General features: G+C 47.0%; 13 protein-coding genes. 8 read left to right on the top strand and 5 right to left on the bottom strand.

The genetic code is table 11. The features are described 5' to 3' along the window. Positions 1 to 238: 238 nt before the first annotated feature. Entirely contained in the window at positions 239 to 670 is a 432-nt protein-coding gene (locus tag QT974_RS05300) for a VOC family protein (protein ID WP_333467478.1), read from the bottom strand. Positions 671 to 681: 11 nt separating this feature from the next. On the opposite strand from QT974_RS05300, the gene QT974_RS05295 reads away from it, so the two are divergent. Continuing rightward, on the top strand, positions 682 to 1,494 hold the full coding sequence (locus QT974_RS05295) for a TIGR00297 family protein (RefSeq protein ID WP_333467477.1): 813 nt from the start codon (positions 682 to 684) through the stop codon (positions 1,492 to 1,494). 109 nt (positions 1,495 to 1,603) lie between these two features. Here the strand turns inward: QT974_RS05295 and hetR are convergent, their stop codons facing one another. From hetR to QT974_RS05275, 4 genes are all read right to left on the bottom strand, one after another. Further along, positions 1,604 to 2,506, bottom strand: a complete 903-nt coding sequence (gene hetR, locus QT974_RS05290; RefSeq protein ID WP_333467497.1) for a heterocyst differentiation master regulator HetR — start codon at positions 2,504 to 2,506, stop codon at positions 1,604 to 1,606. Between the two features lie 242 nt (positions 2,507 to 2,748). Continuing rightward, on the bottom strand, positions 2,749 to 2,907 hold the full coding sequence (locus QT974_RS05285) for a hypothetical protein (protein WP_333467476.1): 159 nt from the start codon (positions 2,905 to 2,907) through the stop codon (positions 2,749 to 2,751). A 260-nt stretch (positions 2,908 to 3,167) separates the two neighbouring features. Then, complete coding sequence (patX, locus tag QT974_RS05280) at positions 3,168 to 3,392, bottom strand: heterocyst-inhibiting protein PatX (RefSeq protein ID WP_333467475.1); 225 nt, start codon at positions 3,390 to 3,392, stop codon at positions 3,168 to 3,170. A 95-nt stretch (positions 3,393 to 3,487) separates the two neighbouring features. Next, complete coding sequence (locus QT974_RS05275; protein WP_333467474.1) at positions 3,488 to 5,371, bottom strand: FAD-dependent oxidoreductase; 1,884 nt, start codon at positions 5,369 to 5,371, stop codon at positions 3,488 to 3,490. A 472-nt stretch (positions 5,372 to 5,843) separates the two neighbouring features. Between QT974_RS05275 and cysC the strand changes: the two genes are divergently transcribed. From cysC to QT974_RS05240, 7 genes are all read left to right on the top strand, one after another. Next, a complete protein-coding gene (cysC, locus tag QT974_RS05270; RefSeq protein ID WP_333467473.1) occupies positions 5,844 to 6,368 on the top strand; it encodes an adenylyl-sulfate kinase in 525 nt (174 codons plus the stop codon). Positions 6,369 to 6,405: 37 nt separating this feature from the next. Next, complete coding sequence (locus tag QT974_RS05265; protein ID WP_333467472.1) at positions 6,406 to 8,208, top strand: SLBB domain-containing protein; 1,803 nt, start codon at positions 6,406 to 6,408, stop codon at positions 8,206 to 8,208. A gap of 147 nt (positions 8,209 to 8,355) precedes the next feature. Beyond that, positions 8,356 to 10,683, top strand: a complete 2,328-nt coding sequence (locus tag QT974_RS05260; protein WP_333467471.1) for a GumC family protein — start codon at positions 8,356 to 8,358, stop codon at positions 10,681 to 10,683. Between the two features lie 372 nt (positions 10,684 to 11,055). Continuing rightward, positions 11,056 to 12,423 (top strand): NAD-dependent succinate-semialdehyde dehydrogenase, encoded by a 1,368-nt coding sequence (locus tag QT974_RS05255; RefSeq protein ID WP_333467470.1) that lies wholly within the window; start codon positions 11,056 to 11,058, stop codon positions 12,421 to 12,423. 313 nt (positions 12,424 to 12,736) lie between these two features. Then, positions 12,737 to 14,374 carry an acetolactate synthase large subunit gene (locus tag QT974_RS05250; protein ID WP_333467469.1) on the top strand — a complete coding sequence of 546 codons (1,638 nt, stop codon included), beginning with the start codon at positions 12,737 to 12,739 and terminating at the stop codon, positions 14,372 to 14,374. Between the two features lie 246 nt (positions 14,375 to 14,620). Beyond that, positions 14,621 to 14,956, top strand: a complete 336-nt coding sequence (locus tag QT974_RS05245) for a DUF6972 family protein (RefSeq protein ID WP_333467468.1) — start codon at positions 14,621 to 14,623, stop codon at positions 14,954 to 14,956. Further along, positions 14,949 to 15,176: a hypothetical protein gene (locus QT974_RS05240; RefSeq protein WP_442933149.1), complete on the top strand. Its 228-nt coding sequence runs from the start codon at positions 14,949 to 14,951 to the stop codon at positions 15,174 to 15,176. The genes QT974_RS05245 and QT974_RS05240 overlap by 8 nt, the downstream gene beginning before the upstream one ends. Positions 15,177 to 15,330 lie beyond the last annotated feature (154 nt).

The raw sequence follows: 15,330 nt of genomic DNA, 5'->3' as shown, positions 1-15,330 counted from the left end.
CTTTTCAGGTTTGTAGTAAGGACTTGAGTCCTTTTCAGGTTTGTAGTAAGGACTTGAGTCCTTTTCAGGTTTGTAGTAAGGACTTTAGTCATTTTCTAAATCAGAGGACTAAAGTCCTCACTACGAACCTATTTTGATTACAGGTTCGATCGTTCGGAATGCGAGTCCTTTTCAATAATAGAGATTGATTCTCAATCATCAAAAAAATAACTCTATGCTGGCGCACCCTACCAGGAGACTAAACTGCATCGCCGACTTCGGCGTATTCGCTGCGCCCAAAAATTGCTTCAGCTTCGCAATAATACTTGAACTCCAGTATATTGTGGAAAGGATCTTCTAAGAAGAAAGTGCGGTGCTCTGTGGGTAAACCGACAAATCGCCGTCTAGGTTCTTGATAGAAATTTAAGTTGTTTTGCTGGGCTTTTTCTAACAACCCTTCCCAGTCAGCCTCGTTCGTAAAAATCAACCCAAAATGCCGGGGATAGATGCCTCGCTGAGGCGTCACAGCTTCGCGGCTGACGTGGGCGACTATTTGATGGCCGCACAAGCCCATAATCGCCGAATTCGGCGATTCGCGACCTAATTCGCAGCCGAGTCCGTCTACGTAGAAGGCTTTGGTTTGCGCAATGTCTGTCACGGGGAAGGCAAGATGAAATAAGACTTGGCTCATGGAGGTACTAAATGCAGAATTCAGAATTGTTCTTTAATTATTTATCTTGGTCTAATCCTTGGTTGGTGGCGATCGCCCTGAATACATTTTTACTCGCGATCGCCACACTTGCTCCTAAAAAATTGCTTACTCCGGCTGGACAACTCCACGGTTGGCTGCTGGGTGTCATCATCTGGGGCAGTTTGGGATGGCAAGGCTATGCTGCGGTCATGTTCTACTTTCTCGTCGGATCTGGAGTTACCCGCATCGGAAAAGCTCAAAAAGAAGCCGAAGGGATTGCCGAAAAACGTTCCGGAGCCCGAGGCCCGGAAAATGTTTGGGGTTCGGCTTTAACCGCTACTCTCTGCGCTGTGGCAGTTTTGGGATTATCTATTTTAGGAGACACAGCCATGGAGCCTGTGTCACAAGATGTAATTTCCCTGTTGTTGCTCGGTTACGCGGCGAGTTTGGGCACAAAACTTTCCGATACCTGCGCTAGCGAAATCGGCAAAGCTTACGGGAAGCATACGTTTTTGATTACTACCTTGCAGCCTGTACCTAGAGGTACCGAAGGGGCTGTCAGTTTGGAAGGAACGATCGCAGGTATTGTCGGCTCGATTCTGATGGCGCTGGTGAGTTGGGCTGTGGGTTTAATAGACTTGACAGGAATTGTGTTTTGTGTTGTGTCAGCTTTTATAGCTACGAACATCGAGAGCGTGATTGGCGCCACGGTACAATCGAAGTTTGATTGGCTGACGAATGAGGTAGTGAATTTTTTTAATACACTCATAGGAGCGATCGGTGCGATCGTCTTAGCTTTTGTGTGTAAAGCTTTTTTAGCTTAGCGATCGACTCACAAACATCTGCTGACATATAAATTTGGGGCAGGCATAATGCCTACCCCAAAACTATTTTTTGAGATGTCTAATGACGGATAACTAATGACTAATTTTGCTAAGCGTCGTCTTGCGGCCCAAAAACCATTTGTAAAACCATTGTTGGTTCACCGCGCTTGTGATAGCGATCGGCCCAATTGCGAATAATTTCATCTAACTCCTCAACAGCTTGTTCGAGGCGTTCGGGGGGGATATCCAAAGTTTCCATAACTCGCATTACGTTTGGTTGTTTTTCCGCCCAATCCTTCATCAGCCGGAAATATCTAGCAGTATCCTCTACCATTGTAAACGTGCGTTCTTCCTGCTCTGCTGGAGAGTAAGTAGCGCGGGTAAGGGCATAAAAAGGCATTCCCCAAGGCGAATCAATGCGAGTCACCGTTCCGGAATATATCAAGCGGCGCTTGATGTGTTCTGCTAGAGCTTCGCTCAATGGCATTCGCCTTTCCGGATGCATATCTTCTTGCGATCGCCTGTGCAGAAACTCGATCAACTCCATAAATTGAAAAGAGTTGATCAATTGAGCATCAGGCGGATTAGCAGGAATCTTGCCTTCGAGATATTTTTTTTCATCCGCAGTCAAGCTGTTTCCCGGAATCCGAGGGCGTCCCGGAACCCAAGCATACTGTTCCAGCCAGACATAAGGAAACTGAATCAAATATCTAGGTTCTTGGGAACCCAACATTTTCAGCAATTTTCCCTTAGTTAGAGCTTCCTGAACTTCCTCAACAATCACCTTCACCCGTTTAGGCTCAATGTGATGCAAGTGTCCGGTCATCCGCAGGTTATCCTGCTCCATATAGGTCATATAAATGGCACACTTAGCCGCCGTAGCGGCTGCGTCTAGGAACGCCCCGTGCCTGTGCCCACTGGTTCTCATGGCGCTAAACGCCAGATATAGCATGATCTGATCCATTGCACTAGGGCTGAGGCTTTTGACCAGATCCAAAGAGTCATTTTTCATCACAATCCCCGAAATAGCCAAATTAGGAGGCATTTTGTCATCCTCCACTAAATTATTGCAAGAGCGCCGAATCAAGCATAGCCGACTGTCGCCGGAAAGCTTGCCACCCAGACTAAGATTGAAGCCAATTAACTTCCCCCAGAGCGATGGGGTCTTGGCTTAAAGGCGATCGCCTTTAAGCATAAGTGGTTCTTATTGGCGAATTTAACAAGAGTGCGGAACCTTTTGCACTCAGGATTTACTTATATATAAGTTAGCGATCGCACGTCAATTATAGTGCAGCCGTTGAAAATTCTACCCCCACCTGCGGGGAGATCAGGTAAATAACTGTTGCGATCGGAGGAATTTGAGGCGTCTCCGAGACCAGCAGCGTGAGAATGCAAAAGCACCAGAGGTGGCATAATCGGAAAATCCTAGAGGCGGAGAATTGTATTGTTTGCCAGACAAAACCGCCACCCACTAGAATCTATCTCTAGGTGGATGGCGGTTATAGGTTTATATGCTAGCATTTGTCATACAAAAAAAATCTCCCAAGGACTGTAAACAAAAAGTGTAGTTGCCGTTTAACCGGAAAAACTAAAATCCCAGAAAATCAGATGGAGCGATCGAATCAACTGTCCGAACCAACTGGCGTTGCGGCAATCACTTGACTCCAGTGCCATTAGAAATTTTGTAGCGCGTGAGTAACATTAGGCTCGGTAAAGCTTCTGCGTCCGCTGCCCCTCTCAGGTAGGCGCTCGCGCTGTTGTTGAGTTTGGGCTGACAACATATATTGGGCGGTAGCGGTTTCGAGCGTTGGGATTGGAGATTCAAAAGCACTGGCGGCGCTGGCACTCAAGGTAATGCCCAACAGGCTCAGTAAAGCAATTGCAGTGTAGGTTTGCATGGGTAGTATCCGTGTCAGTGTCTATTACCTGATACGGACTTGCCCCGATCGATCAGGATAGATTTCTGGCAATTTTCGGAACTTTGCAAAAAACCTTATCCATTCAATGCTACTGCTCCTGTCAGCAGCCAAGCACCGGCAAAATTCAGCCTGCCCCATACTGTCAGAGGCTTTTCGGTTTCGCAACAATCTAAAAATTTGTCGGTTTCCGAGTCCAAAGTCACGAGTTGCCAAGTTTGACCCGTCATGGATGGGGGACTTGTCAGCGTTAGCGTCCAGTCTTGTGTACCGAGGCGGCGGAAAATGCCGATAAATTTGCTTTCGCCACTTGCTGTTTTACTGCTGGGAGTTGCGCACAAACTGAGTTCAAATGTCAAGGTTCTGGATTCAAATACATAACTTTCGTGGAAAAACCGGGTTTGTTCGCAGTTTTTGACTGACAAAGGACATTCACCACTGGCGGGATATGCTTGAGGTCGATCGAGATAATAGCGCTGCCGATCGACCCAATCCGATCGCTCCGGTGTCAAATTAAATAAAGGAACAACCGCCGCCCTCGCCGACGCATCTTGCAGCAAAGCTTCCTGCAAAACTCTCACAGACAAATCGCGCGGCCGACATCCAACTTCCGCACACAAAGCCGCAGCCATCCCCGCCGCCTGCCCGATATTCATCACCACCGGCTGCAAGCGAGTTGCACCGTTGGCGATGTGAGAAACGGAAATATTTTTTTCGCAAACCAGCAATCCGTCTGTAGCCGCAGGAATTAGCGCACTGTAGGGAATTGTAAACGGAGTGCCAGTCCAGCGGCCGCCCCAACGGATGGATTTGGGCTGCAAGGGAATGTCGCCGCTGGGATAATGGTGATCGTTAGCATAGTTGCCGATCGCAATTGTCTCGCAAATTCCTTGAGAATCGATCGGCAATGGAGCGACTCTACCCCCAACCACGGGCAAAATATCTTGTTCTGTGACTGTACTTATCCCTCGCAAACGGCGGCTTTCTCGGTAGTACGGGTGCAAGGCGAAGGCAGAAAGTAGGGAAGAATTGGGTTGATTTTCGATATTTGAAATCGGGAAAATATTTTGTGCTAAGCCGTAGCGCGGGCCGAGTTTGGTTTGAATGAAGCGGGCAAAACTTTGGCTGTGCCAGAGACTTTCTTGGAGGAACTCTTGTCTGGATGTTTTAGATCCAATGAGTCGATCGACTCCTTCACCATAATCATTACCACGAATCGGCCAATTAATCATCAACAATCCCCCAGGCAGTCGGCCGTAATTGAGAAATTGTTCCGGAGTGTAAGCATCCCAAGCACCGATAAATCGATCGGGATTGTCAATCGGCGGCGCGGGAATTTCTGGCGCCACCGCACCTTCGCCAAAATCCTGCATCAGAACCACCCAAGTCGGAGCTTGCACCGAATACCTTTGTGTGAGATCGTTAGGAGCGATCGGCGCGCTGGGTTCTCCCCATTGGGCTTGGAATTCCCAACCCCAGCGGTGCGGCACCTCCGCTAAAGCCAGCAAATCTCCCAATTCTGTTGCATCCAAAGTGATTTTGGCCGCCACCGTAAAATCTGCAAACCGAACCCCAGAAATTCTGTTGTCTTCCACCAGCACATCGAGAGCTGTTTGTCCAGAAATCCACTGCAAGTTCGGCAAACACTTAACCCAATCAGCAAAAATTTCAGCACCAGTGCGGGGATCGTAAGTAAAAAAACTGACCCATCCCCCATCCAAACCTCCCGGCTGTCGCTGCTGGAGTTCGCCCAGAAACGCACCCCACAAACCCGTCTGAAATGCTGCTAATTCGTTGCCGTCGGGGGCACAAACGCCTGCTGTCGCCAGCATTCCTCCCAGCCACGGGAATTCGCTAACTAAAATAGTTTTGGCACCGCGGCGGGCTGCTTGGACTGCTGCTGCGGTGCCGCCGGTGCCGCCACCGACTACTAAAACATCTGCTTTTAAAACGGGAGACATAAGCAATAGGATTTGAGATTTTAAATTTGAGATTTGAGATTTGAGATTCTTAATGGCTCAGTCAAGTGCTACAAGATATATCTGCGGTGTTGGCGATCGCCAATTAAATTTTAATTTGTAAAGACTTGACAAATCATACATCGGTAATTACGCAGATACACCACTTTGTTGGTTCCCCAATCACTTTTAGATCGCCTATTTATCTTCTTTCTCTGCGTCAACAGCTTTGTTTGCGGTTAAAACAAATACATTTGTGAACGCAGACCGAGGTCAGAAACCGGGTTTATTCGTAGATATAAGCCTAAGGAATCCACGCTTTTTCGCTTGTTACCGGGTTGGTGACGGTAACTCATAAATTAGTTATTCTGAGACAGCTCGCATTTCAAATAAAAAAAATCCAAAATCGGTAACAGGGACAGTAATATAATAGATCGCATAATTTTTTCACCATTCACTCACTAAGCAATTGAAAATGGACAAAGGTTTTATATTGTGGTTTACCGGACTGAGCGGTTCCGGAAAAACAACTATCAGCAAAGCGCTCGAATCAGAATTGAAGGCTCTAGGCTGCAAAGTTGAAATATTGGATGGAGATGTCGTTCGTACCAACTTGTCAAAAGGTTTGGGATTTAGCAAAGAAGACCGAGATACTAATATTCGGCGGATTGGATTTGTGGCGAACCTACTCAGCCGCAATGGAGTTGTGGCAATGACGGCAGCTATTAGCCCCTACAAAGCAGTTCGCGACGAAATTAGGGCGATCGAGCCAAATTTTGTAGAGGTGTATGTCAAAGCGCCGCTAGAAGTGTGCGAAGCCCGCGATGTCAAAGGACTGTACGCTAAGGCCAGAGCCGGAGAAATTAAGGGTTTTACCGGAATTGACGATGCTTATGAAGAACCTGTCAATCCTGAGATTATTTGTTACACAGATCGAGAAAGTTTGGCAGAGAGTGTCAAAAAAGTTCTCAGCAAGTTAGAAGAGTTGGGTTACATTTGATGTTGGCGGGGTAGGTAGAGGATAGGGGCAAACAGCAATGGTGGTGAAAAGTTCTTCGCACGGCGTGCAACTTCAGAAAAAACCTCACCCTTCCGTTGCCTTATCCTGGCAGGAAAGGGGAGATTGTATCCGGTATCCTGACAGGAAAGTGGCTCAGGGAGATGTTTCTAGCACAAGCTGCAAACTGGGTGATTCGGCAAGCAGTGCCGTCAAAAATTTAATTGTCCAAACTTTAACAGTCTGCGTGCTGGCTGCTGCTGCGGGCTCGTCTCCGGCGGTGGCGGAGTTTTTGTCTCCTCCTCCTCCTCCTCCTCCTCCTCCTGCTTCTGTTCCTTCTGTTCCTTCTTTTCCTTCTTTTCCTCCTCCTCTTCCTCCTCTTCCTCCTGCTTCACGTTCTCCGATTCCGGTACCGGTACCCGCAGCGCCGGGATTTCCGGCGGTTCCGGCAAGTGCGTCTAGTGTACGATCGTCCGTTTACACTTTGGGCGCGGGCGATCGCATCCAAATAGACATCTTCAACGTCCCGGAATACAGCGGGCCCAACGGTCAACACCAAATACAGGCCGACGGTTCCCTGAGTTTGCCTTTAATTGGCAGCCTATCCGTGGCCGGAATGACCCTAGAACAAGCTTCTAATTCCGTCAAGGATCGATACGGCAAATACCTCAAACGTCCTGTAATTACGATGAAACTGCTGGCTGCGCGTCCTTTGCAAATTGCGATCGCCGGCGAAATCAACCGCCCCGGAGCCTATACAATATCTTCAGCAGCAGGGCCTGGAGGCACAGCAGAGCAAATGGGAACTCAAATGCCGACGATATCGCGGGCGCTGCGAATGGCTGGCGGAATTACCCAGTCAGCAGACGTGCGGCAAATCAAAATCCGCCGCCCCCAGCGCAACGCAGCAGAACAAATTATCAGTGTGGATTTGTGGGAATTATTGCAAAACGGCGATTTGCGTGCCGATCTAACTTTACGCGACGGCGATACTATATTTATTCCCACTGTAACTAGCCTCAACCGCCAAGAAGCACCGACTTTAGCAGTAGCTAATATTACCGGACAAAGCACTCAACCAATTAATATTGCTGTGGTGGGCGAAGTCACTCGCCCCGGTACTTATACTCTGGCAAAAGAACTTCAAAGTAAGGTACAAGAGAATGAATCGGGTGCAGATTCTGGTTTGTTTGAAAACAGGGAAACCGACGGCGGCGGCCAAACAGTTTTGCAGCAAACTGTAACCAGAGCAATTAAAATGGCGGGCGGCATTACGCCGGTAGCTGATATCAGACAAATACAAGTTCGCCGCCTGACGCGGGCGGGCACCGAACAAATTATTAATGTGAATTTGTGGCAACTTTTGGAAGCCGGAGATGTATCCCAAGATTTAGCGCTGCAACAGGGAGATACGGTAATCGTTCCCAAAGCCGAAAATCTTGATGCACTCGAAGGCGCACAAGTTGCTACTTCTAATTTTTCACCGGATTCGATTAAGGTGAGTCTGGTGGGAGAAGTCGTGAAACCCGGGTCTTTTGCATTAGGGCCCAACACTACTTTAAATCAAGCACTGGTAGCAGCGGGAGGTTTTAATAAATCGCGGGCCCAAATGGATTCGGTGGATTTAATTCGCCTCAATCCTAACGGCAGTGTTTCGAGGCTAAGTGTTAAGGTTGATTTTTCCGCAACCGCCAATGAGGAAAGTAATCCCAAACTGCAAAATAATGATGTAATCATGATCGGGCGATCGGGTCGCGCTACGTTCTCGGATAATGTAGGCGGGACTCTAGCTCCTCTAAGCCCACTGTTGGGAATATTCCGCTTGTTCAATATTTTTAGGTGATTTGAATGCTTAGACTAGCACTCAGGCTTAATTAACCAGGTTTATCGCAAAAAAATCGGTTTGGTAACAAGCTGGATAGTTAGAAGCCGGGTTGATGAAACCGCACCAGCCGTACAAACGTTTAAACAAATAAGTTGTAGCAATCAAATGAAACCAGGTAAAAAATCTCAAATAGCACTGTTTAATCAAAATAAAAAAATCGTTGGACAACATAAATTATCTTCCGTACTTTATGAAGAAGAGCAATTTTTAGGCAGGGACAACAGAGATGAAGAACAGTTAAGCTTTTGGGAAGTTTGCCGCAGTCGCTCCATCTTAGTCATCGGCGTAGCAGCGGCAGTGACAACCGGAGTTTTTGCTTGGACGCTGAATCAAAAAAGCGAGTATGAAGGGCGATTTCAATTATTAGTAGAACCCGCAGTCACGCAAAACACTTTAGCAAAAGTCTACTCCGGCGAGCTAAAACTACAACCAGCGACTCCCGCAAGGACAGAAAGTCCCGGTTTTGACTACGAATCGCAAATTCAAGTTTTGCAAAGCCCGCAAGTCATGTCGCCGATTATTAAAGAGTTGCGGGTGAAATATCCAGAAATAAATTACAACTATCTTTTGAACCAAAAAGCGGATAATTTGCCGTTTTCTCAAGAAAATAGGCTGTCAATTAATCGTTTTAAGAATACCAAGATTATCGAAGTTAAATATCGGGATTACGACCCTAAAAAAATTCAGTTTGTTTTAGAAAAAGTGGCGCTTGGCTACCGCAACTACAGCGTGCAAGATACCAAAACTCAAATTAGCCAGAGTCTGGATTTTGTGAAATCGCAAATTCCCAACCAGAAAAAGCGTCAACAAGTTCTGCAAACTGAAATTCAAAAGTTGCGACAGCAGTACAATTTCATTGACCCGCAAATTCAAACCCAACAACTGGCGCAGCAAATCAGCCAACTTCAAGCGCAAAGATTGGATGCGCAAACGCAGCTCAACCAGCAGAGATTGCTCTATGCTAACCTGCAAAATCAGCTTGGATTAAACCAGCAACAAGCCTTGATGGCCTCGGCTCTGAGTCAAGCTCCCCGCTATCAAGCGATGCTGACTCAATTGCAGCAATTGGAAGGGCAAATTGCGATTAATTCGGCGACATATACAGACCAAACGCCGCAAATGCAATTGTTGCGAGATCAGCGCAAAAACTTGATTCCTTTGTTAAAAAAAGAAGCTCAACAAGTTCTGGGAACGGATTTGGCGAAGGTGAATTCGCAAGTGCTGGCTTTTCAAGATCCGGTGCGGATTAAGTTGATCGAGCAGTTTATTGGTACTGCTAATTTAATTCAGGTGCTGGGGGTGCGGAATCAGGTTTTGGAACAGGCTGCTAAACAGTTGAATCAATATTCTCAAGGATTCCCGGTGATTTTGCGGCGCTATTCGGATTTGCAGCGGGAGGCAGAATTGACTAACACTACGCTGAATGGTTTGCTGGCAAAACAGCAAGCTTTGCAGCTTGAAGCTGTGGGCAAAAAAGAGGTGGCTTGGGAAGTTATTGCTAAGCCGGAAATTCCGCGCTACAAAAATGGCGAGTTGATGGCTGTTGCTCCGATTATGCCTTTGAATTTGGCTTTGGGGGGATTGGCTGGTTTGTTGTTTGGGATGCTGGCGGCGCAGTTGGCGGAACGGTTTAATAATAAAACTGTGTTCAACTCTCCGGAGGATGTCAAACATTCGATTCGGTTGCCTTTGTTGGGGGTAATTCCTGCTAGCGATAAAATTTTGAGACTGCCGCCTGCGCAGACAACTACTATTGATGTGGGAAGTTCGCCGGTGCCGACGGATGCTTTTCAAGAGGCTTTTCGATCGCTCAATGCTAATATTCGGCTGTTAAACGTTGATACTCCGATCGCTTCTTGTGTAATTACCTCTTGTCAAGTAGCTGACGGCAAGTCTACGGTGGCGGTAAATCTGGCGCGGGCGGCGGCTGCAATGGGCCAGCAAGTGCTGTTGGTGGATGCGGATTTACGGCGCCCGCAGGTGCACGAAATGCTGGGTTTGCCGAACTGGCAAGGGTTGCACAATGCGATCGCCGATGATGTGGATGTGGAAGAGTTGATTTTGCGATCGCCCCGAGATGAAAACCTATTTGTGTTAACATCCGGGCCAGTACCTCCCGATCCGACAAAGGTGCTTTCTTCCCGAAAAATGCAGAATTTAATGGCAGCTTTGGCAAGTCATTTTGACTTAGTTATTTACGATACTCCGCCGCTTTTGGGTTTGGCAGATGCGAATTTGTTGGCGGCTCATACCAGCGGATTGATGCTGGTAGTGGGGCTGCATCAAACTGAGCGCGAGGCGCTATTGTTGGCTTTTGAAGATTTGAAAATGGCGGGAATTCCGCTGTTGGGAATGGTGGCTAATAATGATAAGGGCAGCAGGTATTACTATCAGTCTTACGTGCAGAATTACGTCGAGGAAAAATCTGTTTGAGATGATTCGGCGATGGAAATCGCTACTACACAAACGAAGTCCGCCGGACGCCGACTAAGAGAGTGAATTTAGGACTAAGGTCAAAAAATAGTTTACTCCGCTATTAGTATTTGTAAGGTGCGCACTGCGCACCTACAATAGAGTGTGTGGTTAAGTCCTATAAGTTTAAACACGAATTTTCTTAAGATTTGCGATCGAGATTTTGCACTATAATTAAAAGTTGAGAGTTTTAAGAAAATTGCGACACTCGCAAATTAACAATACCTGAAAATGTGGCGGGCAAATTCCCATCTTGTAATACCTTGATATAACTCCCCGCCTAGCTGGAAAACTAGAAGGGAGTTTTGTGTTTTTCATACAGGAGATAAAACAATGGCTATTGCTACTATCAACCCGGCAACGGGAGAAACGCTGTTAACTTTCGAGCCGCTGACAGATGCGGAAATAGAAGCTAAGCTGGCATCAGCACAGCAAGCTTTTAACAAATACCGCCGCTTGCCGTTTGAGCAGCGAGCAATCTGGATGCAGAAAGCTGCGGATATCTTGGAGCGCGATCGCGAAATTTACGCCCAAATGATGACGTTGGAAATGGGCAAAACGCTCAAATCGGCGATCGGCGAAGTGGAAAAATGCGCCTTAGTTTGCCGCTACTACGCCAAAAATGCCGCTCAATTTATGGCAGACGTACCCGCAACCACCGACGCTAGCACCAGCTTTGTCCGCTACCAACCGCTGGGCGCTATTTTAGCCGTCATGCCGTGGAATTTCCCATTTTGGCAAGTTTTCCGGTTTGCGGCGCCGACGCTGATGGCGGGCAATGTAGGCTTGCTCAAACACGCTTCCAACGTGCCCCAGTGCGCTCTAAAAATCGAAGAGATTTTCGCCGAAGCAGGCTTTCCCGAAGGAGTTTTTCAAACTTTGTTAGTGGGAGCCGACAAAGTAGCTAAAATCGTTGCGGACGATCGCGTCAAAGCAGCAACTCTCACCGGTAGCGAACCAGCGGGTGAAAGTTTGGCAGCCAATGCGGGCAAAAATTTAAAAAAAGTAGTGCTGGAATTGGGAGGAAGCGACCCATTTATTGTAATGTCCAGCGCCGATTTACCAGCAGCTTTATCCACAGCAGTCACCTCGCGGATGCTGAATAACGGTCAATCTTGCATCGCAGCAAAACGGTTTATTTTAGCAGAAGAAATCGCCGATGAATTTATCAAAGGATTTGTCGAAAAATTCGAGCAATTAAAAGTAGGCGATCCGATGTTGTCCGAAACCGATATCGGCCCTTTGGCTACCCCAGCAATCCTCAAAGAATTGAACGATCAAGTGCAAGCTTGCATCGAATCGGGAGCAAAACTGCTGACAGGCGGCCGCCCACTGTCAGAGAATGCCGGCAATTTCTACTTGCCAACTATTCTGACAGAAATTCCCCTAGATGCTCCGGCGCGCCAACAAGAGTTTTTCGGCCCGGTAGCTATGGTATTCCGAGTTGCTAACATCGATGAGGCGATCGCCCTAGCAAACAGCACATCCTTTGGCTTAGCAGCCACCGCTTGGACTACAGTAAGCTCAGAGAGCGATCAATTTATGGACGAACTAGAAGCAGGTGCGGTATTCATCAACGGCTTAGTAAAATCCGACCCCAAATTGCCATTTGGTGGCATTAAGCGATCGGGTTACGGACGCGAATTGAGCATCGAAGGAATTCACGAATTTGTGAACATTAAAACAGTCTGGGTAAAATAAGCGCGCACCATCAACTTTTCGCAAAAACCCAAATCTATCTTTGTCGATCGTGGCACGGGCGTCCGCCCCCCCCTGTTGATGGCTGATGGCTGATGGCGGCACGGCGTCCGGCCGGTGGATGGTGGATGTTTGCACCAGCGTGCCGCCCGTTCTTCTATCTGCGGTAATAAACTCAAATGCAGTATTTTTGTGAAAAGTTGACAGAGTGCGATCGGCTAAAAATTTTGTCACCCTCAAAGGCTGTACAATAAATTCCGAGATTGCAGATTATTTGAGAAAAACAAATCCTGATTAACAGAGGAAAAAAACGGTAATGAACACAGCTCAACTCTTGGTAAAATGTTTGGAAAACGAAGGCGTAGAATACGTCTTCGGACTTCCCGGAGAAGAAAATTTAGAAGTTCTAGAAGCCCTAAGAAACTCTTCAATTAAATTTATTACTACTCGTCACGAACAAGGCGCCGCCTTCATGGCCGACGTTTACGGCCGCCTCACTGGCAAAGCCGGCGTTTGCTTGTCCACCTTGGGCCCCGGTGCAACTAACTTAATGACAGGAGTTGCTGACGCCAACTTAGACGGCGCTCCTTTAATAGCAATTACCGGACAAGTCGGCACAGACAGAATGCACATAGAATCGCACCAATATTTAGATTTGGTCGCTATGTTTGCCCCAATTACTAAGTGGAATGCTCAAATTGTCCGCCCTAGCACTACCTCAGAAATCGTCCGTAAAGCCTTCAAAGTGGCTCAAAGCGAAAAGCCGGGAGCAGTTCACATTGACTTGCCAGAAAATATCGCAGCAATGTCTGTAGAAGGAAATCCGCTCACCAAAGACAACCGCGAAAAAACTTTCGGTGCTTACCAAAGTCTTAATAAAGCGGCGGTGGCAATTTCTAAAGCAAAAAGTCCTTTGTTGTTAATCGGAAATGGAGCAATTCGAGCCAATGCTAGCGAAGCAGTGACAGAATTTGCTACTCGATTAAATATTCCCGCAGCTAATACTTTCATGGGCAAAGGCGTAATTCCTTACACTCATCCTTTGGCACTTTGGACGACGGGATTGCAAAAACGCGATTACATTAGCTGTGCTTTTGAAGAAACGGATTTAGTGATTGCTGTTGGCTACGATTTAATTGAATATTCCCCGAAAAAGTGGAATCCTGACGGCAAAATTCCGATTATTCACGTAGGAGCTCTCCCAGCAGAAGTTGATAGCAGTTATATTCCTGTTGTAGAAGTTGTGGGAGATATTTCTGATTCGCTAAATGAAATTTTGCAGCGTGCCGATCGCATGGAGAAAACAGACCCTTTTGCTAAGCAGTTGCGGGCGGATATTCGCGCTGGGTACGAACAATATGCAAACGACGATGGTTTTCCAATCAAGCCGCAAAAAATCATTTACGATTTGCGCCAAGTCATGGGCCCGGAAGATATTGTGATATCTGACGTGGGGGCTCACAAAATGTGGATCGCGCGGCACTATCATTGCGATCGCCCAAATACCTGTTTAATCTCCAACGGATTTGCTGCGATGGGGATTGCAATTCCGGGCGCGGTGGCGGCAAAACTCGTTTATCCCGATCGCAAAGTAGTAGCAGCCACGGGAGACGGCGGTTTCATGATGAACTGTCAAGAGTTAGAAACTGCTTTGCGCGTCGGTACTAATTTTGTGACACTGATCTTTAATGACGGCGGCTACGGGTTAATTGAATGGAAGCAGGAAGATCACTTTGGTCATTCAGATTTCGTCAAATTTGGCAATCCAGATTTTGTTAAATTTGCCGAAAGTATGGGTTTAAAAGGCTATCGCGTGGAATCCGCCACCGATTTTATTCCTATCCTGAAGGAAGCGCTGGCTCAAGATGTCCCCTGCGTGATAGACTGCCCGGTAGACTACCGGGAAAATGCTCGTTTCAGTCAATTATCTGACGATATGAGTTGCCATTTGTAAGAGTAGCTGAAATCAGGAGACGGCAGTGCCCGAAATCAGGAGACGGCAGTGCCGTTTCCCTACTACGATTATTTTGGGGTAGGGACATGGCAATGCCGTTTCCTCCATCGGCGTGTTGTTGATAGTTATATTCTTAGAGTGCGATTCACGAAGAGAGATAGTTGCGCTGGCGCCGACTTTTTGACAAATTGGGATGTAAGGGCGATCGGGTGATTTAATGATACTGGTATGCGATTCAATTAATTAATGAGTGGAATTAATCGCCAAATCACCCTTGACAGCAGGCACATTGCTAAACACTTGCCAGACACGCCACAAATGAGAAGACTGCTTAATAAAGGACGTGCTGCTCATATTTTTAACGATGAGGCTACTATGAATCGGGTAGCTCAAGCCATAATAGAAGATGGAGCATTTACAGGTACGATTCGGGGCTACGATCGTTACGGTATGTTTTTTGTTGAATCAATTGGTTATAGAGTTGACCCGGATGGTAGCCGTCTGTTACTTTATTACGGAAAGATAAAAGTTGATGCCGAAAACCGATACCACGTTACGCCTCGAAGCCGATTTAGTGAATAATAACTGGGAGTTTACAGAGGTATGGATCGATCCAAATTTTTCACCGCCTTATCTGCTTTTGTTACTAAGTGATGCTGGCGGGAATTGTCAGATATACGATCCGGCTGAGGGTTATAAAGTTGTGTTTTCTAGTCAGAGTTATGATGAGGCACAGTATTGGCTTTTAGAGGATGAGTATGAACCCGTAGAAGGGCGGCTGAGAGTGTCGGAGTTAGTTTGAATGATTCATGTTGAAGGGGCGATTCACGAAGAGGGATAGCTGCGCTTCACGGGCTTTTGCTCTCATGCCTCACTCTATTAACTTATCATCAGCAATAACTACAGCCTTTCTCAAAAAAGTGAGGTATGCCCGCTAATCTTATGCCCGGTTTGGC

Origin of the sequence: Microcoleus sp. BM001215392, assembly GCF_036700185.1 — a bacterium.
Taxonomy (GTDB): domain Bacteria; phylum Cyanobacteriota; class Cyanobacteriia; order Cyanobacteriales; family Microcoleaceae; genus Microcoleus.
This window is presented reverse-complemented; position numbering and strand designations above follow the sequence as displayed.